The organism is Pantoea sp. X-Soil-MYKO-1289 (assembly GCF_059730625.1).
Genome location: NZ_AP036005.1, coordinates 239500 through 261918 on the forward strand (window position 1 = coordinate 239500; position 22419 = coordinate 261918).

General features: G+C 58.6%; 23 protein-coding genes. 15 read left to right on the forward strand and 8 right to left on the reverse strand.

The window, feature by feature from the left end; translation table 11 throughout:
* Positions 1 to 195 precede the first annotated feature (195 nt).
* The 4 genes from AC6I7Z_RS20525 (at position 196) to AC6I7Z_RS20540 (ending at position 2238) form a co-directional block, all read left to right on the forward strand.
* Entirely contained in the window at positions 196 to 381 is a 186-nt protein-coding gene (locus tag AC6I7Z_RS20525) for an ECs_2282 family putative zinc-binding protein (protein WP_497815668.1), read from the forward strand.
* Between the two features lie 58 nt (positions 382 to 439).
* Positions 440 to 1000 (forward strand): non-canonical purine NTP pyrophosphatase, encoded by a 561-nt coding sequence (locus AC6I7Z_RS20530; protein ID WP_497815669.1) that lies wholly within the window; start codon positions 440 to 442, stop codon positions 998 to 1000.
* Positions 997 to 1791 (forward strand): SIR2 family protein, encoded by a 795-nt coding sequence (locus AC6I7Z_RS20535; protein ID WP_033790496.1) that lies wholly within the window; start codon positions 997 to 999, stop codon positions 1789 to 1791. The genes AC6I7Z_RS20530 and AC6I7Z_RS20535 overlap by 4 nt, the downstream gene beginning before the upstream one ends.
* A 105-nt stretch (positions 1792 to 1896) precedes the next feature.
* Positions 1897 to 2238, forward strand: coding sequence for a YebG family protein (locus AC6I7Z_RS20540; protein ID WP_497815670.1), 342 nt, complete (start codon positions 1897 to 1899; stop codon positions 2236 to 2238).
* 347 nt (positions 2239 to 2585) lie between these two features.
* Here the strand turns inward: AC6I7Z_RS20540 and AC6I7Z_RS20545 are convergent, their stop codons facing one another.
* Both AC6I7Z_RS20545 and proP read right to left on the reverse strand, forming a co-directional pair.
* A complete protein-coding gene (locus AC6I7Z_RS20545; protein WP_497815671.1) occupies positions 2586 to 2924 on the reverse strand; it encodes a cupin domain-containing protein in 339 nt (112 codons plus the stop codon).
* Between the two features lie 161 nt (positions 2925 to 3085).
* Positions 3086 to 4546 carry a glycine betaine/L-proline transporter ProP gene (gene proP / locus AC6I7Z_RS20550; RefSeq protein ID WP_497815672.1) on the reverse strand — a complete coding sequence of 487 codons (1461 nt, stop codon included), beginning with the start codon at positions 4544 to 4546 and terminating at the stop codon, positions 3086 to 3088.
* A gap of 516 nt (positions 4547 to 5062) precedes the next feature.
* Here proP and AC6I7Z_RS20555 point away from each other — a divergent pair.
* The gene (locus AC6I7Z_RS20555) at positions 5063 to 5803 is read left to right on the forward strand and encodes an SDR family oxidoreductase (protein ID WP_497815673.1); all 741 of its coding nucleotides are present in this window, start codon (positions 5063 to 5065) and stop codon (positions 5801 to 5803) included.
* A 33-nt stretch (positions 5804 to 5836) separates the two neighbouring features.
* On the opposite strand, the gene AC6I7Z_RS20560 is transcribed toward AC6I7Z_RS20555, so the two are convergent.
* The 3 genes from AC6I7Z_RS20560 to AC6I7Z_RS20570 form a co-directional block, all read right to left on the reverse strand.
* Positions 5837 to 7111 (reverse strand): Glu/Leu/Phe/Val family dehydrogenase, encoded by a 1275-nt coding sequence (locus AC6I7Z_RS20560; protein ID WP_497815674.1) that lies wholly within the window; start codon positions 7109 to 7111, stop codon positions 5837 to 5839.
* A 57-nt stretch (positions 7112 to 7168) separates the two neighbouring features.
* The gene (locus AC6I7Z_RS20565) at positions 7169 to 7351 is read right to left on the reverse strand and encodes a hypothetical protein (RefSeq protein WP_497815675.1); all 183 of its coding nucleotides are present in this window, start codon (positions 7349 to 7351) and stop codon (positions 7169 to 7171) included.
* Positions 7352 to 7505: 154 nt separating this feature from the next.
* A complete protein-coding gene (locus AC6I7Z_RS20570) occupies positions 7506 to 7808 on the reverse strand; it encodes a RidA family protein (RefSeq protein ID WP_497815676.1) in 303 nt (100 codons plus the stop codon).
* A 285-nt stretch (positions 7809 to 8093) separates the two neighbouring features.
* Here AC6I7Z_RS20570 and AC6I7Z_RS20575 point away from each other — a divergent pair, with 285 nt between their 5' ends.
* The 7 genes from AC6I7Z_RS20575 to AC6I7Z_RS20605 all read left to right on the forward strand — a co-directional run bounded on the left by AC6I7Z_RS20575 (position 8094) and on the right by AC6I7Z_RS20605 (position 15889).
* Positions 8094 to 10172, forward strand: a complete 2079-nt coding sequence (locus AC6I7Z_RS20575) for a TonB-dependent receptor (RefSeq protein ID WP_497815677.1) — start codon at positions 8094 to 8096, stop codon at positions 10170 to 10172.
* Positions 10173 to 10184: 12 nt separating this feature from the next.
* Positions 10185 to 11204 carry an ABC transporter substrate-binding protein gene (locus AC6I7Z_RS20580; protein WP_497815678.1) on the forward strand — a complete coding sequence of 340 codons (1020 nt, stop codon included), beginning with the start codon at positions 10185 to 10187 and terminating at the stop codon, positions 11202 to 11204.
* A gap of 148 nt (positions 11205 to 11352) precedes the next feature.
* The gene (locus tag AC6I7Z_RS20585; protein WP_497815679.1) at positions 11353 to 11751 is read left to right on the forward strand and encodes a hypothetical protein; all 399 of its coding nucleotides are present in this window, start codon (positions 11353 to 11355) and stop codon (positions 11749 to 11751) included.
* A gap of 409 nt (positions 11752 to 12160) precedes the next feature.
* On the forward strand, positions 12161 to 13591 hold the full coding sequence (locus AC6I7Z_RS20590; RefSeq protein WP_497815680.1) for a sodium:solute symporter family protein: 1431 nt from the start codon (positions 12161 to 12163) through the stop codon (positions 13589 to 13591).
* Positions 13575 to 14744 (forward strand): sialidase family protein, encoded by a 1170-nt coding sequence (locus AC6I7Z_RS20595; RefSeq protein ID WP_497815681.1) that lies wholly within the window; start codon positions 13575 to 13577, stop codon positions 14742 to 14744. Before AC6I7Z_RS20590 ends, AC6I7Z_RS20595 begins: the two co-directional genes overlap by 17 nt.
* A complete protein-coding gene (locus AC6I7Z_RS20600; protein WP_497815682.1) occupies positions 14741 to 15211 on the forward strand; it encodes a NanQ anomerase/TabA/YiaL family protein in 471 nt (156 codons plus the stop codon). The genes AC6I7Z_RS20595 and AC6I7Z_RS20600 overlap by 4 nt, the downstream gene beginning before the upstream one ends.
* On the forward strand, positions 15212 to 15889 hold the full coding sequence (locus tag AC6I7Z_RS20605) for an SDR family NAD(P)-dependent oxidoreductase (protein ID WP_497815683.1): 678 nt from the start codon (positions 15212 to 15214) through the stop codon (positions 15887 to 15889).
* Here AC6I7Z_RS20605 and AC6I7Z_RS20610 read toward each other — a convergent pair.
* Positions 15886 to 16632 carry an SGNH/GDSL hydrolase family protein gene (locus tag AC6I7Z_RS20610; protein ID WP_497815684.1) on the reverse strand — a complete coding sequence of 249 codons (747 nt, stop codon included), beginning with the start codon at positions 16630 to 16632 and terminating at the stop codon, positions 15886 to 15888. The genes AC6I7Z_RS20605 and AC6I7Z_RS20610 overlap by 4 nt on opposite strands.
* A gap of 661 nt (positions 16633 to 17293) precedes the next feature.
* Between AC6I7Z_RS20610 and AC6I7Z_RS20615 the strand changes: the two genes are divergently transcribed.
* Together AC6I7Z_RS20615 and corA are read left to right on the forward strand one after the other, a co-directional pair.
* On the forward strand, positions 17294 to 18421 hold the full coding sequence (locus AC6I7Z_RS20615) for an acyltransferase family protein (RefSeq protein WP_497815685.1): 1128 nt from the start codon (positions 17294 to 17296) through the stop codon (positions 18419 to 18421).
* A gap of 126 nt (positions 18422 to 18547) precedes the next feature.
* On the forward strand, positions 18548 to 19513 hold the full coding sequence (gene corA / locus AC6I7Z_RS20620) for a magnesium/cobalt transporter CorA (protein WP_497815686.1): 966 nt from the start codon (positions 18548 to 18550) through the stop codon (positions 19511 to 19513).
* A 40-nt stretch (positions 19514 to 19553) separates the two neighbouring features.
* Here corA and AC6I7Z_RS20625 read toward each other — a convergent pair whose 3' ends face one another.
* Positions 19554 to 20546 (reverse strand): sugar phosphate isomerase/epimerase family protein, encoded by a 993-nt coding sequence (locus AC6I7Z_RS20625; protein ID WP_497815687.1) that lies wholly within the window; start codon positions 20544 to 20546, stop codon positions 19554 to 19556.
* A 283-nt stretch (positions 20547 to 20829) separates the two neighbouring features.
* On the opposite strand from AC6I7Z_RS20625, the gene AC6I7Z_RS20630 reads away from it, so the two are divergent.
* Positions 20830 to 21555, forward strand: coding sequence for a YoaK family protein (locus AC6I7Z_RS20630; RefSeq protein ID WP_497815688.1), 726 nt, complete (start codon positions 20830 to 20832; stop codon positions 21553 to 21555).
* Between the two features lie 58 nt (positions 21556 to 21613).
* Here AC6I7Z_RS20630 and AC6I7Z_RS20635 read toward each other — a convergent pair whose 3' ends face one another.
* Positions 21614 to 22309 (reverse strand): B3/B4 domain-containing protein, encoded by a 696-nt coding sequence (locus tag AC6I7Z_RS20635; protein ID WP_497815689.1) that lies wholly within the window; start codon positions 22307 to 22309, stop codon positions 21614 to 21616.
* Positions 22310 to 22419: the final 110 nt, after the last annotated feature.

Below are 22419 nucleotides of genomic sequence, written 5' to 3' on the forward strand. Positions count from 1 at the left end.
GCTGCTGGCACGGCGCGACGGGCAAACCGGCGAACAGGGCCAGCCGCGCCGAATCAGCTATCCTGCGTGCTGGAGCGATCTGTTGATGCCGTGCAGGATCGGCATGGCGTACAGCTAATTTGCCTTTTTGCTGGCTCAACTGGCGAAAGGTGCCAGGCTTAGCCCATCGCTGAAACACCTTGATGGAGTCTCCCTATGGGCCGAGTTAAGATCCGGTGCCTTAAATGTGGAGAGCGCCGTTTCCAGTACACGCGGAAAGATGATGAAAAACAGACGCCTCATGGCGCTGTCTGCCTGAGTTGCGGCCGGCAGATTGATCGGGATAATCTCTATCAGCTTTCTCTGGTTATGCGGCAGCCGGACGAGAACGACGACAGCTAAATGAACCGCCGCACGCCGCCTCTTTATCTACAAAAACAGAATAATTTATAGGCTTGCAATGAAAATCCGCTTTCTGTCAGCCAATGAGCACAAGCTGACCGAGGTACGCAAAATCCTCGAACCGGTGGGCGTCGACGTCCTGCCTATCTCGCGTCGCATCGACGAAATCCAGACGGAAAACGAAATTGCGCTGGTACGCGACAAGCTCACCAGGGCGTTTTCCATTATCGGTCGCCCGCTGTTTGTCGAACATACCGGTCTCTATCTCGATGGGCTAAACGGTCTGCCAGCCGGGCTGACGCGCATCTTCTGGAACCGGCTGGAGGCGGAGCGTTTCGCCAAGCTGGTGCAGGGGCTCGACAGCCAGGCGGTGACGGCGAAAACCGTGCTGGGCTACTGCGACGGACGCAAAATGTATCAGTTTCATGGCGAAGTGCGCGGCACCATTGCCGCCAGACCCGTCGGGCCACGTGAGTTTCAGTGGGACTGCGTGTTTATCCCGGAAGGTTATAGCCAGACTTTCGCCGAGATGGGCGAGCTGAAAAATGAGATCTCGATGCGTAAGCTGGCGCTCGATCGCTTCGCTGAATTTCTGAAAACCGCCCGAGGAGTGGCATGAAACCTGAACTGAAACGCGCCTATGACTCTGGCAAGCTGATCCTCTTCGCCGGCGCCGGCATCTCGCGCAATCTGGGGCTGCCGGAGTGGCATGAGCTGATCGCTCATCTGGCGAACGAGCTGGGCTACGATCCGAAAATCTTCAACACCTACGGCACCCATCTTTCGCTGGCGGAATACTACAAGCAGAAGAAAGGGTCGCTGGGGCCGCTGCGCAGCTGGATGGATCGCGAGTGGCATCGCCCGGACATTGATGTCCGGTCGTCAGAAATTCATACCATGATTACGCAGGGCAACTTTAGCCGCATCTATACCACCAACTATGACCGCTGGCTGGAAGCGGCGCATGAGGCGCACGGCGTGCCCTATAGCAAAGTCGCCAACGCGGCGGATCTGGTGGCGCTCACCGAGGACAAGCGACATATCATCAAACTGCACGGCGATTTCGACGACGACACCTCTATCGTGCTGGATGAAAGCAGCTATTTTGAACGCCTCTATTTCGACTCGCCGCTCGATATCAAACTGACCCACGACGTGATGGGCAATTCGGTGCTGTTCGTCGGCTACAGCATCAGCGATTTTAATATCCGCCTGCTGTTCTACCGCCTGACGAAAATGTGGGGCAGAACCGGCCTGGCGACCGCGCGGCCGAAGTCATATCTCTTCACCAACCGCAATAATCCGGTGGCGCGCGAAGTGCTGGGGCAGTGGGGAATCGAAATGATCGTGTCGGAAGAGGACGACCCGCGCAAAGCGCTGGCGGACTTTCTTAATGAATTGATTTCATAAGGCAAAATTTCATTTCACCTGGCGTGGCGATAGCGTTGAAAAAAGGATGCAATCTGTCCGTATGAGGGATATACTGTATATATTAACAGTATCGGAGAGGCAAAAATGGCTGTCGAAATTAAATACGTAGTCGTCAAGAAGGGTGAAGAGAAAATGACGTTTGCCAGCAAAAAAGAGGCGGATGCCTACGACAAGATGCTCGACATGGCGGAGGCCTTTACCGACTGGTTAGCGCAGCATCAGCCCGATATGGATGAGTCTCAGGCGGAAACGCTCGGCCTGTTGCTTGCAGAGCAGAAAGATGCGATTCAGCATATCCTGCGCACCAGCAAACTTCCGGATGCGGCTGACGCGGCGAAAAACGTGCGCGCCGCAGAAGGCGCTGATCAGAGCGCCGAAGGCGACGTCGCTCAAACCAAGAAAGTGCGCGCCGTTAAGGCCGCTTAACGTTATCCTGATATCAAAGACGCGCCGCAGCGCTTTTGCCTGCGGCGCATTTTCGTATATGAGTAGCCTCGGCAGTCAGGCGCCCCTGATCCGCAGGCTTTTGCGCGTCAGTGAGCGAACAGAGAGAAGGTGCCGAAATAGTAGCTTGCCATCCACGCCACATAGACCAGCCACACCACTAAACCTGCCGTTAAACCTAATTTACTCGTCATCAGCCTGCCTCCATTAGATGTGCGGTTACCGGAACCGTTGACACAAATTGACAGAAGGCTGCGAGGCGCGGATTGTTCTGGATCAAAAAACCTGCATACAGCGCTAAAGCGTTACCTCGGCGTAGATCAAAAAGCTTAGGGCAGGTCGGTACGATCGCCGCGCGTGGTGGGGTGCGAGATCACCAGAAATTCGACCTCGCTGTCGCTGTCGTTACGGGCCTGATGCTTCGCTTCGGGAGGGATTTCCAGACCCTCATGAGCGTTAAGCAGGTGACGCTCGCCTTCTAGCTCCATACAGAGCGTGCCGCGCAGTACAAAAAAGAATTGCCGACTCTGGGCATGATAGTGACGAATCTCCGCTGTACCGGCGGGCATCCGCTCGTGGATGATCGTGAGATCCTGCCGCTGCAGCAGTGTCCAGCCCTCGCATTTGTCGCCCCAGAAATAGTGTTCGGCATTCTCTTTCGATACCATGTTGATCTTCCTTATCCGCGTTATGGAACCGATACCATAACGATTCTGCCGGCAAAAAAACACGTCTTTTCAATCATCTTGTTTCTGATGCTCGCTTTTCATACCCTGGATAAAAGAAAACCCGCCGCTGGCGGGTTTTTTATAGTGAAGCGATGACCTGGTTACTGCGCCGGACGCGCTTTATTGCGCGAACGCAGCTTTTTAATCAGACGGTGCGCCTCGGCCTCGCTGGCTACCGCAGGCGAGGAGCCGCGCAGCGGTTTACGCGCCGATTCGTGCAGCGTCAGCACGGTGATCAGGCCAATCACGCCTGCGCCCATCAGGTAGTAGGCGGGCATCATCAGGTTATGCGTGGTATCCACCAGCCAGGCGGTAATCAACGGCGTGGTGCCGCCGAACAGCGACACGGAGAGGTTAAAGCCGATAGCCAGCGCGCTGTAGCGGATGTCGGTAACAAACAGCGCCGGCAGGGTGGCGGGCATCGAGCCGCTGAAGCAGGTATGCAGCGCGCCCAGCACAATCAGTCCGGCGAACACAAGCCACATATTGCCCGACGTCACCAGCATCATGCAGGGGATCGCCAGCAGGATCAGGCCAATCGCGCCGCTGCCGATGACCGGGCGACGGCCAAGGCGATCGGCCCAGTGTCCCCAGAACAGCGTCAGCGGCATCATCACGAACATCACCACCATAATCAGCAGCAGGCTGCTCAGCTCGCCCATGCCGAGGATGCCGGTCAGATAGCTCGGCATATAGGAGGTCAGCATGTAGTTGGAGACGTTAAACAGCAGCACCAGACCAATACATTTCAGCATCGGCTTGTGATACTTCTTCAGCATCTGCACCACCGTCATCGCCGGTTTGCTGTGCTCAAGTGCCTCCTGCTTCTCCATATGCTGCTGGAACGCCGGGGTCTCTTCCAGCTTGAGCCGCACATAGAGGCCGAACAGGCCAAGCGGCGCGGCGACGAAGAAGGGAACGCGCCAGCCCCAGTCGAGCATGGTCTGCTCCGGCAGCACCGAGGTCAGCGCGGTGACGAAGCCTGCGCCCAGCAGATAGCCGCCGAGGGTGCCGAACTCGAGAAAGCTACCCATAAAGCCGCGACGGTTATCGGTGGAGTATTCGGCGATAAAGGTCGCCGCGCCGCCATATTCGCCGCCGGTGGAGAATCCCTGCACCAGTCGCGCGACCAGCAGCAATATCGGCGCCAGAATGCCGATGCTGGCGTAAGAGGGGATCAGGCCGATGCAAAAGGTGCCGATCGACATCATGATCATGGTCATCGCCAGCACTTTCTGTCGGCCGATGCGATCGCCGAGCGGGCCGAACACCAGTCCGCCGATAGGGCGCACCAGGAAGGCGGCGGCGAAGGTGCCGAAGGCCGCGATGAGCTGAGCGGTATTGCTGGCGTTGGCGAAAAAGACCTTACCAATGGTCACGGCGAGGTAGCTGTAAACGCCGAAGTCGAACCACTCCATTGCGTTACCCAGCGCCGCTGCGCCAACCGCGCGCTTCAGCATATCGTTATCGACGATGGTAATATCGTCGACCGTCAGCTCTTTCTGTTTTTTTTGCCAGAAATGCTTTTTGCTTTTATCTGTGGGTTGATTCCCGGTGCTCATAATATCCTCATTAACCAATGAGGCTCTTATAGCTTTCGTCGCCGAACTGCCAACAAACTCTGGGAAAGAAAGCTATAAGCAGCCTGTTAAAATAAATTACGGCAGCTTGTTTACAACAATTTACCTTACTATAAAAACGGCCTCGCTTTCAAATTAGCAGATTTTTAGACTGTCATAGCCGATTAATCACGCAATTGATGCCGTTTTGATTCATCAGCGTGGTGTAAATGGCTCTGTCTCAGCGGGTTATGCTGTAAAAAAACTTAAAGACAGGGTTATAAAAAGTGTTGCGCGCAAATAACCTGACTTAACGCAGGGATTAATAATCGGCGCGTAATTGCTTTATTTAGCTTAAGAAAGCATAACCCTGAGATAAACGGGGTTATAAGCCCATCCAAAATGTCATTAATCTGTCACTGCGTTCATGACGCGTTATCGCTGTCGCCAGCTAACATTCAGAGAGAGTATTGATTCGCTCGCGCCGCCCAGGTCTGCGGCGGCCTTGATGGAGGGGTTATGGCCCGATTTAGTGATAAGCGTATTCTGATTACCGGCGGCACCAGCGGCATGGGGCTGGCGGGCGCGCAGCGCATTCAGGCGGAAGGCGGCCGCGTCGCGGTGACCGGCCGCAATCCCAGTCGACTGCAGTACGCCAACAGCGTGCTGCACGACAATGCGCTGCTGCTGCGCAACGACGCCTCGCTGGAGGCGGATATTGAGGCGCTGGGCGAAGCGGTGGAAAAGTGGGGCCAGCTTGACGGGCTCTGGCTGAACGCCGGTTACGCTGAGCTGGGCGAGCTGGAGTCGATCAGCGCGGACTCCTTTAACGCCATGATGAACGCCAACGTGCGCGGCCCGCTGCTGCAGCTCGCCAGACTCTCGCCTCTGCTTAATCCCGGCGCGTCGGTGGTGGTCACCTCATCGTCGTCAACCTATGAAGGGGCGGCAAGCACCAGTCTCTATGCCGCCACAAAAGGGGCGATTGTGGCGATGGCGCGCAGCTGGGCAACGGCGCTGGCGCCGCGCGGCATTCGCGTTAACGTGGTGGTGCCAGGACCGATCGAAACGCACTTCCGCGATTTTATGCCGGAAACGGCGCGTCAGCAGTTCGAGGATTTTATCGTCAGTCAGGTGCCGCTAAAGCGGGCCGGGAAGGCGGAAGAGGCGGCGGCGGTCGCGCTGTTCCTGCTTTCCAGCGACGCCTCTTACGTGACGGGCAGCCAGTACGCGGTCGATGGCGGACTGGTGCGTTACTGATATCTGGGGCAGCCTGCGCTGCCCGTTAAGCGATTAGCCTGGATAGATGCCGCGCTCTTTGCGCGCCATCAGAATGCGTTCGCAGGCGACGATATAGGCTGCGGTGCGCAGCGAGCACTCTTTCTCTTTGGCTTTGTTCCAGACGTGCACCATCGCGTCGGTCATGATCTTATCCATGCGCGCGTTGATCTCATCTTCGCTCCAGAAGAAGCTCGCCATATCCTGCACCCATTCGAAGTAACTGACCGTTACGCCGCCTGCGTTGCAGATGACGTCCGGCACCACGATAATGCCGCGCTCGGCCAGCACGTCGTCCGCTTCCGGATAGGTCGGGCCGTTCGCGCCCTCCAGCACCAGCTTGCAGCTTAGTCGTTCCGCGCGCTCGCGGGTGATCTGACCTTCCAGCGCCGCCGGGATAAAGATATCCATTTCGGTGCGCCAGAACGCCGCTTCATCGATTTTCTCCGCGCCAGGGAAGCCGAGGATCTGCTTGTGCTCCTGCTGCCAGCGCGAAAGCTCCGCCATATCGATGCCGCCGGCGTTGGCGATGGTCGCGCTGTGATCCTGAATCGCCACCACAAAGGCGCCCGCTTCGCTGAAGAGACGCGCCGCCTCGCTGCCGACGTTGCCGAAGCCCTGCACCGCTACGCGCGCCCCCTCAACGGGAATGCCTGCGCGGCGCGCCACTTCGCGGCCGGTGATAAACACGCCGCGTCCGGTCGCCTTTTCGCGTCCCAGCGAGCCGCCCAGGTGGACCGGCTTGCCGGTGACCACGCCGGTCACGGTGGTGCCGCTGTTCATGGAATAGGTGTCCATCATCCACGCCATCACCTTGCTGTTGGTGCCGACATCCGGCGCCGGAATATCTTTCTGCGGCCCGATGATAATGCCGATTTCGCTGGTGTAGCGGCGCGTCAGGCGCTCCAGTTCGCCTTCCGACAGCGCGAAGGGATCGCAGCGGATGCCGCCTTTGGCGCCGCCGTAGGGCAGGTTGACCGCGGCGCACTTGATGGTCATCCAGGCGGAGAGCGCCATGACTTCATTCAGATCGACGTTGGGATGATAGCGCACGCCGCCTTTACCCGGCCCGCGCGACAGGTTGTGCTGCACGCGATAGCCTTCAAAATGGCGGATGCTGCCGTCATCCATCTGCAGCGGAATATCGACAATCAGCGCGCGTTTCGGATGGCGCAGCGTATCGATCCAGCGTCCCAGTTCGCCCAGATAGGGCGCGACGCGGTCGATTTGCTGAAGGTAGGTGGACCAGGCAGATGTACTGTTTTCAGACGCGTAGGATAACTTTTCCATAAAGACCTTTCTTTTTTGAAGTCGTTTATTATGTGTTGCCGTGGATGGATAGCGGATCTAACCGCACCCCGTTAATTTACCACTTACCGAAGAAAGATAATTTTTCTTACGCCGCTGAAAAAAGCGCTTTTGCCACATTTTGGTGCAGCGCAGTGCATAAATAATGTGGCTGGCTGCGCCGCACTGAATAAAGATGTGCTTATGTTGCATGGTTGTTGCATAAATGAGATTTGTCGTCACTTTTCAGTTCCTTGAGTCATCTCATAAATTGAACAAAATACGCCCGCTACGTATTGACTTGGCAGCGGAAACTAGCCGCATGAGCCAGATTAATGAATGGATTACTTTTCGTAATGCTGAATAGCGGGGCGCTAAATCAGAGCGCCATTATTCCCTATATTTCAATTTTAAGATCGGGCGAGAACAGGGCGCTGACCTGCACTAATGAACTGGCCGGCAAATGGTCGCCATAATAATGAAACAGCACCTGGCGCAGGGCGTCGATATCCCTAAAAGAGGTGATGAATATCGTCACTTTCAGCAACGCGCTGAGGGTCTTGTTTTCTGCCTCGGCAATAAGCTGAAACTGTTTGAATATCGCCTCAGCCTGCTCGGCAAGGGAACCGGCTTGCGCGGCGCTGCCGAACGCGGTGAGGCCGGAAATATAGAGCGTTTTTCCCTGTTTTACCGCATGCACATAGGGCGCTTTAACATCGCCCAGCGCGGGATAATTAATTCGTTCGATGGCTGACCTCTATACCTCCTTCGTTTTATTTACTCTACGGCGCCATTGCTCAGACTAATCGCGCCATAACCGATTGTCGCTGTCGCTGAATTATCTTTTCGCTATATAATTGTAAATACAACGAAAGTAGTAAATAAAGGTTACGCTTTCTCGCCGTTAATATCACCTGCAGAATTGACTAATAAAATGACATTAATTTCCCGCCCGCGTTTTCAACCCCACTTACTTAGCTTGTTAATGTTAGCTGCCCTGAAAACACAGGGCGCGCTGGCGTCCACAAGCGATACGCTGGTGGTCAATGCTGCGCCGGGCTCATCCTCCCGCCATGAGGACGCCACGCAAAAAAGCGCCATGCTGGGCAATGCCGGCCAGCAGGCGCTACGCAACACGCCGTTCTCCGTTCAGTCGCTTTCACGCGAGATGATGAAACAGCAGCAGTTAAAAAGCGTCAGCGACCTCTATCGCTATATGCCGTCGGTTCAGGGCGACGGCGCGCGGCCGCAGACGCGCGGCATGCAGGGCAGCGTGGTGCAGAACAGCATGATCGACGGCCTGAACGTTGTCTCAACCACCGATTACGCGGCAGAGCAGTTCGACCATATCGAAGTGCTGAACGGCCTGGCCGGTTCGCTCTACGGCCCGGCCAATCCGGCAGGGCTGTTTAATTTTGTCGCGAAGCGCGGCGCCGATCTGCCGCAGCAGCGCCTGCGCATCGGCGGCGGCAGCGGCGGCAATCACAGTGTCGCGGCCGATCTCAGCGGCCCGCTCGATCAAAACGATCGCCTGCGCTATCGCCTGAACCTGCTGGATGACGAGGGTCCAGGCTATGTCAGCGGCAGCAAGGTGCGCCGTCAGCTGGTTAGCCTGGCGCTGGACGCTAACCTCAGCGACAGCACCGTGCTGGAGAGCAACTTCAGCTATTACCACTTTTACGATAAGGGCCTGCCGGGCAAATTCGCGCTCGGCAGCGGGCTCACCTTCCCGGCGGCGCCTGTCCCGAAAAAGGCCGGGCTGGGACAATCCTGGGCGGGCGACGACAACCATACGCTGACCGCAGGGCTGCGCCTGCGGCATGACTTTGACGGCAACTGGCAGGGCGAAGCAGGCGTACTGCGTCAGATCGCCGACCGCGAGTCGACCGCCGTCACCCATACTTTTACCGATCGGGCGGGGCGCTACACCACCACGACCTCCTCCTCGACCGCCAGTCGCTTTACCATCAACAGCTATATGGCGAATCTGACCGGCGAAGTCGATACCGGCAATATCCATCATCAGATCGCCACCGGCATTCGCGGTTTTGTCTGGAAGAATATGAATCCGCTGCACGGCGCGACCACGACGCTGGGCAGCGCCTCGCTGGATCGGCCTGCGCGCTTTGAGCGGCCGGACTTCCCCGACTTCAGCAACCGCTATCACTCCGCCACCGCGACGCAGCACGCTTTTCTGCTGAGCGACAACCTGCAGTTTTCCCCGCAGTGGAGCCTGCTGCTGGCGGGCAGCGAAAGCCTGCTCAGCTCCGCCAGCTACGCGAAAACCGGCGCGCGCAGCGGCGAATCTTCTGACAGCGGCTTCTCCGGATCCGCCAGCCTGGTCTATAAGCCGGTGGATCCGCTCACGCTCTACCTTACCTGGGCGGACAGCCTGCAGCAGGGCGACGCCGCGCCGTCGGGCGCTAGTAACGCCGGCGCGATCCTGGCGCCTTATCGCAGCAGGCAGACGGAATTCGGCGCGAAGCTGGCGCTGGATCGGCTGCTGCTGACGGCGGCGCTGTTTGAGATCAAACGCCCCTTTGCCTATACCAACGGCAGCGGCGACTACGCGGTGGATGGCGAACAGCGCAACCGCGGCGTGGAGCTGATGGCGGACGGCGACGTCACGCAACGCGTGCATCTCTACGGCGGCATGAGCTGGCTCGATCCGCGCCTGTTCAATACCTCCACCAGCGCGACGCAGGGCAAACAGGTGGTGGGGTTGGCGCGCTATAGCGCCAGCCTGTTCGCCGCCTGGGATCTACCTGGCCTCAGCGGCGCCGAGCTGCACGGCGGCGCGCGCTATGTCGGACGGCGCGCCACCGACAATGCCAACAGCGGCTGGGTAAGCGGCTATACCACCTTCGACGCCGGCGCGGCTTATCAGACCCGCCTGATGAACACCGCAACCACGTTTCGGCTTGATGTGACTAACCTGACCAATCGCCACTACTGGACCAATATCGTGCCGGGTGGCCTCAATGGTTACAGCGGCGCGGGGTATGCCAGCGCGTCGCTCGGCGCGCCGCGTCAGGTGCAGCTCTCAATGCAGCTCGATTTCTAAGGAGACTGAATAATGAAACCGTTACTGCGGGCCAGCCTGGCGCTGGCGCTGAGCCTGACGGCAGGCGTCGTCGCTGCCGCCACGCTAACCGACGACCTTGGGCAGCAGGTCGAGCTGCCCCATCCGGCGCGCCGCATCGCCGACGCCTGGTATGCGCACCATTCACTGCTGATGACGCTGGGCGCGGGCGACCTTATCGTCGCGACCGTTAATCACCCTGCAGACCGGCCGTGGATGTTTAAGGTGCAGCCTTCGCTGAATCAGGCGCTGCAGGCGCGCGGCAAAACCTTTTCCAGCGAGGCGCTGGTAGAGCGCGGCGTTGACGCCATCTTCGTTCCCGCGCAGGATCCCGATGCGATAAGCTACCGCCAGGCGGCTATCCCGACGCTGAGTATGCGCTTTAACGACGTGGCGTCGATGAAACGATCGCTGCTCACCACCGCGCAGGTAGTGGGCACGCCGCAGGCGCAGCGTCGGGCGCTGGCGTATAACCGCTATCTGGATGCGCAGATCGCCGCCGTCAGCGCGCAAACCGCCTCGCTGAGCGAGACGCAGCGGCCGCGCGTGCTGCATATTCAGTCGCTGCGGCCGCTGAAGATTGACGGCAGCCAGACGCTAATCGATAGCTGGATCCGACTTGCCGGCGGCAGCAACGCGGCGGCGGAGGTGACGGGCAATATGAAAGAGGTTTCGCCTGAGCAGATCATCGCCTGGGATCCCGACGTGATCATTATCGGGGCAGGCGCAGGCAGGCTTGAGGCGTCGCCTTATGCCGCGCTGTTTAGCGGCCTGAAGGCGGTAAAACAGCATCGCGTGCTGCAAAATCCGTCGGGCGTGTTTCCCTGGGACCGCTACGGCACGGAAGTGGCGTTGCAGATCCTCTGGGCGGCAAAGCAGTTGCATCCGCAGCGCTTTGCCCAGCTCGATCTTATCGCCGCTACCCGCCGCTTTTATCAGCGCTTTTACGGCTACCCGCTGCGCGCGGATGAAGCGGAAAGAATTCTTGCGGGTTTGCCGCCGATTTCAGGCTGAAATCGCCAGTGAACAAAGTGTGCGGTGACTGGCGTAAAAAGCAGCGAAGGGGGCGAATTCGGAACATGCTGACGCATTGTATGGTGGGAGAAAGTGTGACGTAGCGCTAAAATAGAGGCTTAGTCGCAGCTGAGGTCTGACAAAAATAATGATTTCACGTTTTTCCCCGATAGCCCTTTTCGCCGTCGTCGCGCTCGCCGGATGCGCGAAAAAGCACTCTTACCAGGACGATCCCACCTTTACCGCCGGTCCCGCGCAGGTCAGCGTCTCCCACGTGATGACGCGCACCGATGACGGCTCATCGGTATTCGTTACCGTCGACGGCAAAGACGCCGGCACGCTAAACGGCGGCCAGAGTAAGGATCTCTTCCTGACGCCAGGCAAGCATAAAATCGGCGGCTATGTCGCGACGCTGTTTGGTCTGGGGCGCGTCACCATTAATCCCGTCGAAGTCAACACGGCTAAAGGCGAAGTCAAGCATGTCGCCTATGAAGTAAAAAGCGACAAGCCTACCTTCACCGAATGGACGCCGCCTGCCGAAGGCTAATCCTCTTCTCCTTGGCCGGTCAGCGCCTGACCGGCTTTGCTCACGCTTCTCCCTTCTTACCATCCCGTGAATGGGTAATTTACAGCCGCACGCCTGATTATGATTATATTTAATCATAATTGACTATATGTGAGCATGATCAATTTATTCCCGCGCTGATTACCCTATAAATGCTGCTGTGACGCCTTCAAAAGAAAGTGCGCTGATTAAATTTAATCAATCTGCATCCCTACAGGAGATCAACGTGGCCTATCTCTACTGCAGCACGCGCTGCCCCGATTCAACATCCGCGCCGCCATCAGGTGTCATCACGGCAATGCGCTAGTCCGTCAGCACGCGCAATGACTTAACGGAAAACAGACGAGGGTGATAACCCTCACGGTTTCGCTCGTCCTCAAGAGAGGCTCAGATGAATACGTTCAATGCTGAAGACACCCTGATTATCGTCGGCATCGTGGTGGCTTATATTCTCTTCACCACCTGGCTGACCTGGCGGCTGCGCAGCAAAAGCAGCGGCGATTTTATGGAAGGATCCCGCGCCATGCCCGCGCTGGTGGTCGGTATTTTGCTGATGTCGGAATATATCGGCGCCAAATCCACCATCGGCACAGCGCAGGCCGCCTTTGAAGATGGCTTCGCCGCGTCCTGGTCGGTGATCGGCGCGGCAATCGGTTTTCCGCTGTTTGGCTTCCTGCTGGTCAAACGTATCTACAGCACCGGCAAAATCACCATCTCAGGCGCGATAGCGGAAAAGTACGGCAATACCACCAAGAACATCATCTCCGTCATTATGATTTACGCGCTGCTGCTGGTGAACGTGGGCAACTATGTGAGCGGCGCGGCGGCGATCTCAACCATCCTGAAAGTTAATCTGCCGGTTGCAGCCTTTATCACCGCGGTGGTCAGCACCTTCTACTTTTGCTATGGCGGCATGAAAGGGCTCGCCTGGGTCACGATGCTGCACAGCGCGCTGAAGTATTTCGGCATTCTCGCCATTATGGGGTTTGCGCTTTATAAAACCGGCGGCTTTACGCCGATGATCGAGCAGATGCCCAGCTACTACTGGACGTGGGATGGCCATATCGGCGCCAGCACCATCGTGGCCTGGCTGATCGGCACCATCGGCTCCATCTTCTGCACGCAATTCGTGATTCAGGCGATCTCCTCGACGAAAGATGTGCGTTCGGCGAAGCGCGCCACCTGGGTCGCCTTCTTCTTTTGCCTGCCGATTGGTCTGGCAATCGCGGTGATCGGGGTGGCGGCGAAATATCTGCATCCAGAGATCAACAGCCTCTACGCTATGCCGATTTTCCTGCAGGATATGAATCCCTGGATGGCGGGCGTGGTGACAACGTCACTGGTGGCGTCGATCTTTGTCAGCGTAAGCACCGTGGCGCTGGCCATCGCTTCGCTGGTGGTGAAGGATTTCTACGTGCCGTACCGCAAGCCGACGCCAGAGCAGGAGTTCAAGGCGACGCGCTGGCTGTCGCTGGTTATCGGCTTCCTGCCGCTGATTTTTGTGCTGCTGGTGCCTGAGGTGCTGAAGCTCTCGTTCTTTACCCGCGCCATTCGTCTCTCGATTTCGGTAGTGGCGGTGATCGCCTTCTACGCGCCGTTCTTCAAGAGCGCGCGCGGCGCGAACGCCGGTTTGATCGGCGCCTGCGTCGCGACATCCGTCTGGTACCTGCTGGGCGACCCGTTCGGCATCAATAATATGTATATTGCGCTGGTCACGCCGGCCATCATTATGGCGATCGATTACCTGATCCCAAACCGACAAGTAGATGAAACGCGCCAGAGCGTTGAACAGAGGGGAGTCCGATATGTCCGTAACCGTTAACCGCGATGGCGTACTGCATCCAGCAGAGCAGGATGCGCGCCTCATGACGGCGATGCTGCCATCGCCGTGCCCGCAAAACCACGCGGCCAACCTTTTGCCGTTGCCGGACGGTTCGCTACTGTGCGTCTGGTTCGGCGGCACCCAGGAAGGCGTGGCGGATATCTCTGTCTACAGCTCGCGCCTGGCGTCCGGCGCCGATCGCTGGAGCGAGGCGGTAAAACTCTCTGACGACCCCGCGCGGTCGGAACAGAACCCGGTGCTGTTTCTGGCGCCTGACGGCGTACTGTGGCTGCTCTGGACGGCGCAGCTTGCCGGCAACCAGGATACCGCTATCGTGCGCATGCGCCAGTCGCGCGACCTGGGCGTTAGCTGGGGGCCGATTGAGACGCTGCTCGACCAGCCCGGCACCTTTATCCGCCAGCCGATTACCGTGCTGGAGAACGGCAACTGGCTGCTGCCGGTGTTCTACTGCCGCACTCAGCCGGGCGAGAAGTGGGTCGGGAATGATGACGTCAGCGCGGTGAAGATCTCCAGCGACGGCGGCAAAAGCTGGCGCGATGTCGCGGTGCCTGGCAGCCTCGGCTGCGTGCATATGAACATCACCGCACTGCCCAACGGCACGCTGGTGGCGCTTTATCGCAGCCGCTGGGCGGACAATATTTACTACAGCCAGTCAGAAGATGGCGGCGAAAGCTGGTCACAGCCGGAGCCGACCACGCTGCCCAACAATAACTCCTCTGTTCAGGTCACCACGCTGCAGGACGGCACGCTGGCGCTGGTGTTCAACAATATGAGCGCGGCAGGCGCGACGGAGCGACGCGCCTCGCTTTATGACGAAATCGATGACGGCGACGACAGCCGCAAAGAGCCGCAGGCGCGCGAAGGGCGCAGCGCGTTCTGGGGCGCGCCGCGCGCGCCGATGACGGTGGCGCTGTCGCCTGACGGCGGCAAAAGCTGGCCGTGGCAGCGCAATCTCGACGAAGGCGACGGCTACTGCATGACCAATAACTCCCAGCAGAAACTCAACCGCGAGTTCTCCTATCCCACCATTAAGCAGAGCGCCGACGGCAATCTGCATATCGCGTATACCTTCTATCGGCAGGCCATTAAATATGTGCGCCTGTCGCCGGCCTGGGTAAAGGAGGCGTCATGATTATCGGCAATTTGCAGGCGCTGGCGATGGCGGGGCTGCCCGCCGCGCTTCGCGCTATCCTTGAGCGCGATGAGTGCGGGCTTGCGGCGCTGCAACAGCGCGAGGATGGCCGCTTTCAGCCCGCGGATGCGCAATGGTTCTGCCATATCGGCCCGGCGCAGACCGAGCCGGCGGCGCAGCGGCATACCGAATATCACCGTCAGTGGGCGGATATCCAGGTGGTGCTGGCGGGCAGTGAGGTGATTAACGCCAGCCAGCAGCCTCAGGCGCAGCCGGACGATGAAGAGCGCAAAGCGGATCTTTTCATCGCCGCCGCGCCGGTGCTGCCGGTTTCGCTACGCCTGAGCGCCGGCGATTTCGCCGTGTTTTTGCCGGGCGAGCCGCATCAGGCGCTCTGTGCCGCTTCGCAGCCGGAAAGGGTGCGCAAGGCGGTGTTTAAGATTCCGCGTTCGCTTCTGGAGGTATAAATGCCGCATGCGATAGTCACCGGCGCCAGCTCCGGTATTGGCGAAGCGATTGTCGCCGCGCTGCTCGATCAGGGCTGGCAGGTGACCGGACTGAGCCGCAGCGCGGTGACGCGCGACAGCGCGCTTTTCCGCAGCGTTCAGGTCGATATGACCGATGAGCCGGCGCTTATTCGCACGCTGGCCGATCTTCCGGTGCCGGATGCGCTGGTGCATGCCGCCGGCATGATGGCCGCCGCGCCGGTGGGCGAGATCAATCTCGGCGTCAGCTCGCGTCTCTGGTCGCTGCACGTGCGCGCGGCGGAGATCCTCGCCAGCCGCTTTGCACCAGAGATGAAGCCGGGCGGCCGCATTGTGCTGATCGGCAGCCGCACCTCGCGCGGGGCGGCTAACCGCTCCCAGTATGTCGCCACTAAGGCCGCGATGGTGGGGATGGCGCGCAGCTGGGCGATGGAGCTGGCGCCGCGCGGCGTTACGGTCAACGTGGTGGCGCCGGGCGCGACGGAAACGCCGATGCTGTCGCAGCCGGGCCGCGAGGCGTCCAGCCCGGTGATGCCGCCGATAGGTCGGCTTATCCAGCCGCAGGAGGTTGCCGCGCTGACCGCTTTCTTGCTCTCGCCGCAGGCGGCGGCGATCACCGGTCAGGAGATGGTGATCTGCGGCGGCGCCTCGCTGCGCTAGGCGCGGGCGTTTAGCTTCGCCAGCTGCGCGCCGAAATGCTGCTCGATCACCTTAAAGGTCTCCAGCGCCTTGACGCGGTAGAGCTGCTCTGAAGGATGGATGCAGTCGGGCGACATCATGGCGCGCCAGTCGGGCAGTTGTTGAATGCGCTGGTACTGACTGACCAGCGGCACCTTTTCCGCGCGGGCGACGGCGTCAAGCCTCGCGGCATAAGGCGCGACATCCCATTTCTCCGCCCGTCCGCACAGCGGATGCGGCTCCTGCAACACCACCGCTTTGCCGTTCGCTCTGGCGCTGTCGATCAGCGCCGTCATCACTTCGCCGTAGCGCTGCGGGCTCACCTGGTACGGTTTTTCGATATCGTGAAAGTGGTAGTGGCGCGCGTCGTTGGTGGCGAAATTAAGCAGGATCAGACGCGCGCGCGACTGTTTCATCGCTTCCTGCCATGGCGGATTGTGCTCATATTTATAGCGGCCGTTCAGCAGTTCAATCGCCTGGGCCGACGGCGCGCCGCGATTGATCACCTGCACGCCGCTGCCATATTTCGCCTGCAGCAGCTGATTAAGCACGGCAATTTCATTGTGCTCGCTGACGATATTGCGCAGCCGACCCGCCTCGCGCACCGCCAGCACCCCTTTGGTGCTGGAGCCTCCCCAGGCTTCAATAATAAAGGTGTCGGGCGATGTGGACTGCGCCATGGCTGACGCAGAAGCGGCGAGGGTGAGCGCAATGGATAGCGCCATTTTAAAATGATTTTTTTTTCGAAGCATATCGCTCTCGGCTTGTTGCCTGCAGTGAATATCGCGGTTAAACCACGGCTGCGATCACGGTAGCAAAATTAATTAGCCGCCAACAACCCGAAAAGTCTCGATAGTTGCCAGCAGAATTATATCAATGCTTTGTTTACAGGGATCGACACTTTTTTAAGCGGATCGAGGGAAACAAAACGTTTTTTTCGCGCCAGCGAAGTAAAATAAGCAGAATCGCATTCGTTAGCGATATTTCTTCTATTAACCGGCCTTATCAGCCGTCTCGTTTAGCGGGGCGCCGCGTGTAACAGGGCGAAAATTAATGGCGTTCGGCGATTTCTAATTTACAGGATGTTGTTTTTGTTGTGTTTTATTGCTATGTCGGCGCTGATTCGGCTATCTTCTGCTGCTCGCTTTACCTGGCTTTTTTCCTAATTGAGTCGCGAATCTCCAGGCATATTCCTAATGTCCTGCTCACGCAATGCATTTTATCGTTAAGTGATGTTAGGCTTTACCCATACAGGCCAGACAGGGTAATTCTGATTTCTGCGCGGCCGACTTCACCAGGTCAGGATTATATCCCTTTCGCGTCTCGCTGTTAAAAATGCGGCAGGAGAGAGGCGATGTTCTGACGAATTATCGAGAAGGGTACAACGTGGAAAATAAAGCGTTTCTCTCAAGCCGAAATATCGGCCTGGATTTCCTGCGCGCGCTGCTAATTCTGGAAGGGGTTTTATATCATGCCGCGCGAAGTCTTCCCGGCGGGAATAACTGGTACTATATTTCCGGGAAAAATGAGGCGGACGGCTTTACCGCGCTGATCGAGTTTATGCATACCTTTCGAATGGAAGCCTTTTTCTTCCTGTCGGGCATGTTCTCGGCCATGGTCATCCTGCGCAAAGGCACCGACTTTTTTTACAGTAACCGCAAAAAGCGCGTCGTGGTGCCGCTGATCTCCGCCTTCCTGTTTATTCCCGGGCTGATGTACCTTATCAACGCGCAAATTGACGGCGAAGCCCTCACCACCCATAACGCGCTGGGCGCCTATACCTCGCTACACCACCTCTGGTTCCTGGTCTCGCTGACCGCGATGTCGTTCCTGATCCCGGGCAGTCTCTATCAGCGCGCGGCGATGATGATGCGCCGTCTGCCTTTCCCGCTGCTGGTTGCGGCGCTGATCGTCGCGGCCAATACCTTCTTTGTGGTGAAGTTCTTCGTGAAAGACTTCGGCGAGTGGGTCAACCTGATCCCCGTCACCGCGCGCTTTATGGTGTTCTACGCGGCAGGCTACGCGCTCTATCTTAACAGCGATCAGATACCGCAGCAGGCGCGCAGCATGCTGGTCAATACCAAAGTGGTGGCGGCGCTGGGGCTGGCCTGCTGGCTGGTGTTCTATGCCATCTTCCACTACAACATCACCAGCAGCCTGAAGTATCTGCCGGTGCTCTGCTCCAGCGTCTTCTCGGTGATTTTCTCCTACTGGGTGGTCTTCACCTTCGAGAAATTGCGTATGAAAGAGAGCCGCCTGGTGAAGGGCGTGGTGGATTCCGCGCTGGTGATCTACATCATGCACTATCCGCTGGTGATCACTTTCGCCTGGCTACTGGATGGCTATCTGCCCGACGCGCTGCCGATAACCTATGTCGCGGTAGTGACCACGCTCGGCCTGATCTGCAGCGCCGCGCTCTATTTGCTGATTAAGCAGCTGCCGCTGATGTCGCTGCTGTTCGGGCTGAAACCGGCCCGCGTGCAGAACGTGCCAGCCACCGATCCCCGCAGCTAATCGCCTCGCTTTGCCTCTGCCCGCCGGACCTTGTCTGGCGGGCATTCTGTTACAAACCTCTTTATTTAGGCGCCGCAAAAGCGGTTATGCTCTTACTACTTCAGACAACCGTGTAGCGAAAGGATCATGATTGTAAATTGCATGGTATATCGCCCAGGCCAGACCGGGCAGGAATTAGACGTAGAAAAAATCAGCGATGTGCTAAGTGAGCCTGACGCCTTTATCTGGATGGGCCTTTATCAGCCCGAAGCGGAGTTTATGCATAAAATCCAGAACGAGTTCGGGCTGCATGAACTGGCGGTAGAGGATGCGCTGTGCGCGCATCAGCGTCCCAAGATCGAACAGTATGGCGAGTCGATGTTTATCGTGGTGAAGACCGTCAGCTCGGAAAATGAACATCTCCACCTGGGCGAAACCCACTTCTTTATCGGTAAAAACTTCCTGATCACCCTGCGTCACGGTGCTTCCGACAGCTATGCGCCGATTCGCGAGCGCGTGGCGCAAAACAGCGCGCTGCTCGATCACGGGCCAGGCTATCCGCTCTACTGTATTCTCGATTTTATCGTCGATCGCTATGGCGAATATACCGCCTCGCTCGGCGATAAAATCAATGAAATGGAGGCGGCGCTGTTCCGCTCCGAGTTTGATAATCTCGCGGTGAAAAAGGTCTATCGCCTGCGCCGCGAGCTGCTGAGCCTGCGCAATGCGGCGCAGCCGCTGGAAGAGATCTGCCAGCAGCTGGTGCGGCTGCATGAAGAGATCGTGCCGAAAGAGCTGCGCGCCTATCTGCGCGACGTGCAGGATCATGCGCGTCACGTCGTCACCGACGCGGAAGATATGCGGGAAATGCTCACCAGCGCCATGCACGTCAACCTGGCGATGGTTGCGGTACAGCAGAACGAAGTAACGAAAAAGCTGGCGGGCTGGGGTGCGATTCTGGTGGTGCCGACGGTGATCTTCAGCATGTACGGCATGAACTTTAAAGAGATGCCGGAACTCAATTCGCCGCTGGGCTACCCGCTGGCGCTGGGCGGCACTATCGTCGGCTGCTTCCTGCTCTGGCTGCGGCTGCGCAGGTCGGGCTGGCTTTAGCGGCTACGCCGCGACGCACTGCGCGTCGCGGCCTGACGGTTTACTCTTCGATTGAAGTCAGCAGCGCATTTTGAATAATGCGCTGCGCTTTCAGCGGATTTTGCTCCAGCTGCGCCGCCTGCAGCGCCGCCATATCCAGCTTGTCGAGCGCGCGATAGATATGCTTGAGGAAGCGGATCGACAGGTTGGCGGCTTCGACATGGTCTTCGCGGAACGGGAACTGATCGAGCTGCCAGACGCCGTCCCAGTTGTTGCATTTCAGCACGTAGAAAAACTCGAAAATTTCGGTCATATGCACGGTGCCGACCACCAGGTCGTCATCCCAGCCGCGCAGGTTGTCGTTCACATCCATGCCGAACAGGCGGCCGCGATCGATAATCAGCTGCGCGGAGCCGGCCGGCGATTCGCCCGCGAACAGCGCGTGACCGAAATCCAGCAGGATCCCCACGTTGTCCAGCCCGATCTCCTCGATACCCAGCAGCGATTTTGCCGCAGAATCCCAGGTCATTTTGACGCGTGGCTCGCGCGGCTTGTATTCGATGGCGAATTTCACGTCCGGGTTCGCGCCGGCGAGTTCACGCATGCCATCGACCGCCAGCTTCCACAGGTTTTTATGATCGACCTGGAAAGGGTAATCCCAGCCGTCCTGACCGGGCCAGACCTTAACGTAGTTCGCGCCCAGCTCGCGCACCACGTCGGCCGCTTCGTTCATCAGCGCCAGCGCCTCGGCGCGCACCGCCGCGTCGGGATGGGTAAAGGCGCCGCGCGAGAATTTGCGCAGATAGATCTCCGGCGTCACGCCGATCGCTTTCAGTCCCGCCTCCTGCAGCGCCTGCTTCACCTCGGCAACGGAGACGCCAGGGGTAAAGGGATAGGGAATATCCACAAAGGCGAGATCCTCGACTTCGGCCGCCAGCTTGATCTGATCCAGCGTGCTGAGCGCCGGGCCGTAGCCGTCGACCGCGTAACGGTCGATGTAGTTTGCGAAATGCCACAGGCCAGCGCCAAACTTCGGATAGTTATAGTCACTCATTGCCGAGATTCTCCGTTCAGGATGCAGACAGAAAGGGGGGCGGATTGCGACGGCAATCCATAAATGAATATATATTCAGTAAAGATTATATATTCCATTGTGCGGGCGAAATTGGCCAGCTTGCCAGCGCAGCGCGCGATAACTGTAAGGTGGGTCACAAAAAAATTCAGAACGGCCAGGGAAGCGCACGCGGACGTCGGCGCAGAGCGCTGAGCCGTTCGGCTTGTTAAACGGCGTCATTAAGGGGATGATCTGCGCAGTCTGGGTCCACATCGTAGGCGCTATGCTTATCAGTACAGAAAACTTTCGCAGCTACACGGCCGATACGCAGCTCGCCTGTACGCTTGCGGCTGTCGCGGGTGCGCTCAATACCGCGGCATTTGAGGTTGTCGGCTTTTTCTCCGCCAATATGACAGGCAATGTCTCTTTGCTTTCGGATCATCTGGCCAAGGCAAGCCTGGCGCCGGCTATTTTCTTTATATCGATCGTCGCCATCTTTATCACCGGCTCCGCTTTTTCCACGCTGCTGATCAATGCCGGACGGCGCAACAACATGCGCAAAGTCTACGCCTTCAATATTCTGGTGGAGGGCGTCGGTCTGGTGGGGCTCGGCGGGGTTGAAACCTGGCTGACGCCGCAGTCGCCCGGCGTGATGCTGATTTTATGCCTGAGCTTTTTGATGGGGCTGCAGAATGCCGTCGTCACCCGAATATCCAACGCGCGCGTCAGAACCACCCATGTGTCGGGCACCTCGACGGATATCGGTATTGAGCTGGCGATGCTGTTTGACGTGCTAAGGCGCAAAGAGTCGCCGAAAGAGGCGCCGCTCTATATTGAGCGATTGAAACTCCACGCCTTAACGCTGCTCTCGTTTCTGGCTGGCGGCGTGGCCGGGATCTGGCTCTATCGCGCGTTGGGCTATTCGTTCATTATGTTGGTCGGCCTGCTGCTTATCGCGCTCGCGCTGCATACCATGCTGGGCAGGCATGTCCGTCCGGCTAATCCGTAAAGCGCTTGCTGCCAGCGAGAGGCGCGGCTCGCTAAACCGCGCCTGCGGCAGGGCGCGCTCAGCTAAAGCCTGCGCCCAGCAGCTGTTTATCGATACGGCAGCCGGGCATCATCGCTTCCAGCCCGGCGATCAGCTCGTCGCTGGCGTGATGCAGCGCATCCAGCGGCATTTCCGGCAGGCTCTCAAGGATAAACCACATCTGCTGCGCGCTGGCGTCGAGCCGCGTTCGCACGCCCTGGCGCCAGTTCCAGCGACGGCAGGTGACGCCGAGATCGTCGCGCCAGATCACTTCGCCCGGCTCGGGCGACTCTTCGCAGGGTTCGCCCGCTTTCAGCGTGTCGAAGCGTTCGCTGCCGTCGGCGCACACCAGCCGCGCATCGCCGACATAGGCGGCAGCATTTTCGCCGCCGATCGGCAGGGCGTACTTAATGCTGATGGCGTTATAGAGATCGACAATCGGATCGATGGCGGGCAGCGCGCCGTCGCGAGCGACCCGCTTGCGCAGCGCTTCGACCGAGCTGGGCGTGCGAGCCGGTTTCGCGCCGAACGCCTTAAAGACGTCGCGCCAGGCGGCGATATGCGCTTCGGCGTAGGGCACATCCTCGGTGGCGACGGCGCGGCAGGCGTCATCCAGCGCCGCACGCGCCACCTGCGGGTGCCGCACCTCAGCCGCTTCGACCAGAATGCTGATAGCGCGAAAGCCCGGCGCCAGCGCGAGTACGGTCAGCTCGACCACAGGAGAGAAAGAAAACATCGCTATTCCTTGTAGAGGGTTACGGCATCAAGTGTAGCGACCGATGGCGGTCGCTGCTCGCCTGGCGCGGCGCAGACCAGATAAAAATCCAGGAATATGCCGAATCCGAA

Coding starts and splice junctions, on each gene's coding strand:
- AC6I7Z_RS20525 (WP_497815668.1), top strand. CDS start 196: ATGGGCCGAGTTAAGATCCGGTGCCTTAAATGTGGAGAGCGCCGTTTC.
- AC6I7Z_RS20530 (WP_497815669.1), top strand. CDS start 440: ATGAAAATCCGCTTTCTGTCAGCCAATGAGCACAAGCTGACCGAGGTA.
- AC6I7Z_RS20535 (WP_033790496.1), top strand. CDS start 997: ATGAAACCTGAACTGAAACGCGCCTATGACTCTGGCAAGCTGATCCTC.
- AC6I7Z_RS20540 (WP_497815670.1), top strand. CDS start 1,897: ATGGCTGTCGAAATTAAATACGTAGTCGTCAAGAAGGGTGAAGAGAAA.
- AC6I7Z_RS20545 (WP_497815671.1), bottom strand. CDS start 2,924: ATGGTATCGAAAGAGAATGCCGAACACTATTTCTGGGGCGACAAATGC.
- proP (WP_497815672.1), bottom strand. CDS start 4,546: ATGAGCACCGGGAATCAACCCACAGATAAAAGCAAAAAGCATTTCTGG.
- AC6I7Z_RS20555 (WP_497815673.1), top strand. CDS start 5,063: ATGGCCCGATTTAGTGATAAGCGTATTCTGATTACCGGCGGCACCAGC.
- AC6I7Z_RS20560 (WP_497815674.1), bottom strand. CDS start 7,111: ATGGAAAAGTTATCCTACGCGTCTGAAAACAGTACATCTGCCTGGTCC.
- AC6I7Z_RS20575 (WP_497815677.1), top strand. CDS start 8,094: ATGTTAGCTGCCCTGAAAACACAGGGCGCGCTGGCGTCCACAAGCGAT.
- AC6I7Z_RS20580 (WP_497815678.1), top strand. CDS start 10,185: ATGAAACCGTTACTGCGGGCCAGCCTGGCGCTGGCGCTGAGCCTGACG.
- AC6I7Z_RS20585 (WP_497815679.1), top strand. CDS start 11,353: ATGATTTCACGTTTTTCCCCGATAGCCCTTTTCGCCGTCGTCGCGCTC.
- AC6I7Z_RS20590 (WP_497815680.1), top strand. CDS start 12,161: ATGAATACGTTCAATGCTGAAGACACCCTGATTATCGTCGGCATCGTG.
- AC6I7Z_RS20595 (WP_497815681.1), top strand. CDS start 13,575: ATGTCCGTAACCGTTAACCGCGATGGCGTACTGCATCCAGCAGAGCAG.
- AC6I7Z_RS20600 (WP_497815682.1), top strand. CDS start 14,741: ATGATTATCGGCAATTTGCAGGCGCTGGCGATGGCGGGGCTGCCCGCC.
- AC6I7Z_RS20605 (WP_497815683.1), top strand. CDS start 15,212: ATGCCGCATGCGATAGTCACCGGCGCCAGCTCCGGTATTGGCGAAGCG.
- AC6I7Z_RS20610 (WP_497815684.1), bottom strand. CDS start 16,632: ATGGCGCTATCCATTGCGCTCACCCTCGCCGCTTCTGCGTCAGCCATG.
- corA (WP_497815686.1), top strand. CDS start 18,548: ATGATTGTAAATTGCATGGTATATCGCCCAGGCCAGACCGGGCAGGAA.
- AC6I7Z_RS20625 (WP_497815687.1), bottom strand. CDS start 20,546: ATGAGTGACTATAACTATCCGAAGTTTGGCGCTGGCCTGTGGCATTTC.
- AC6I7Z_RS20630 (WP_497815688.1), top strand. CDS start 20,830: ATGCTTATCAGTACAGAAAACTTTCGCAGCTACACGGCCGATACGCAG.
- AC6I7Z_RS20635 (WP_497815689.1), bottom strand. CDS start 22,309: ATGTTTTCTTTCTCTCCTGTGGTCGAGCTGACCGTACTCGCGCTGGCG.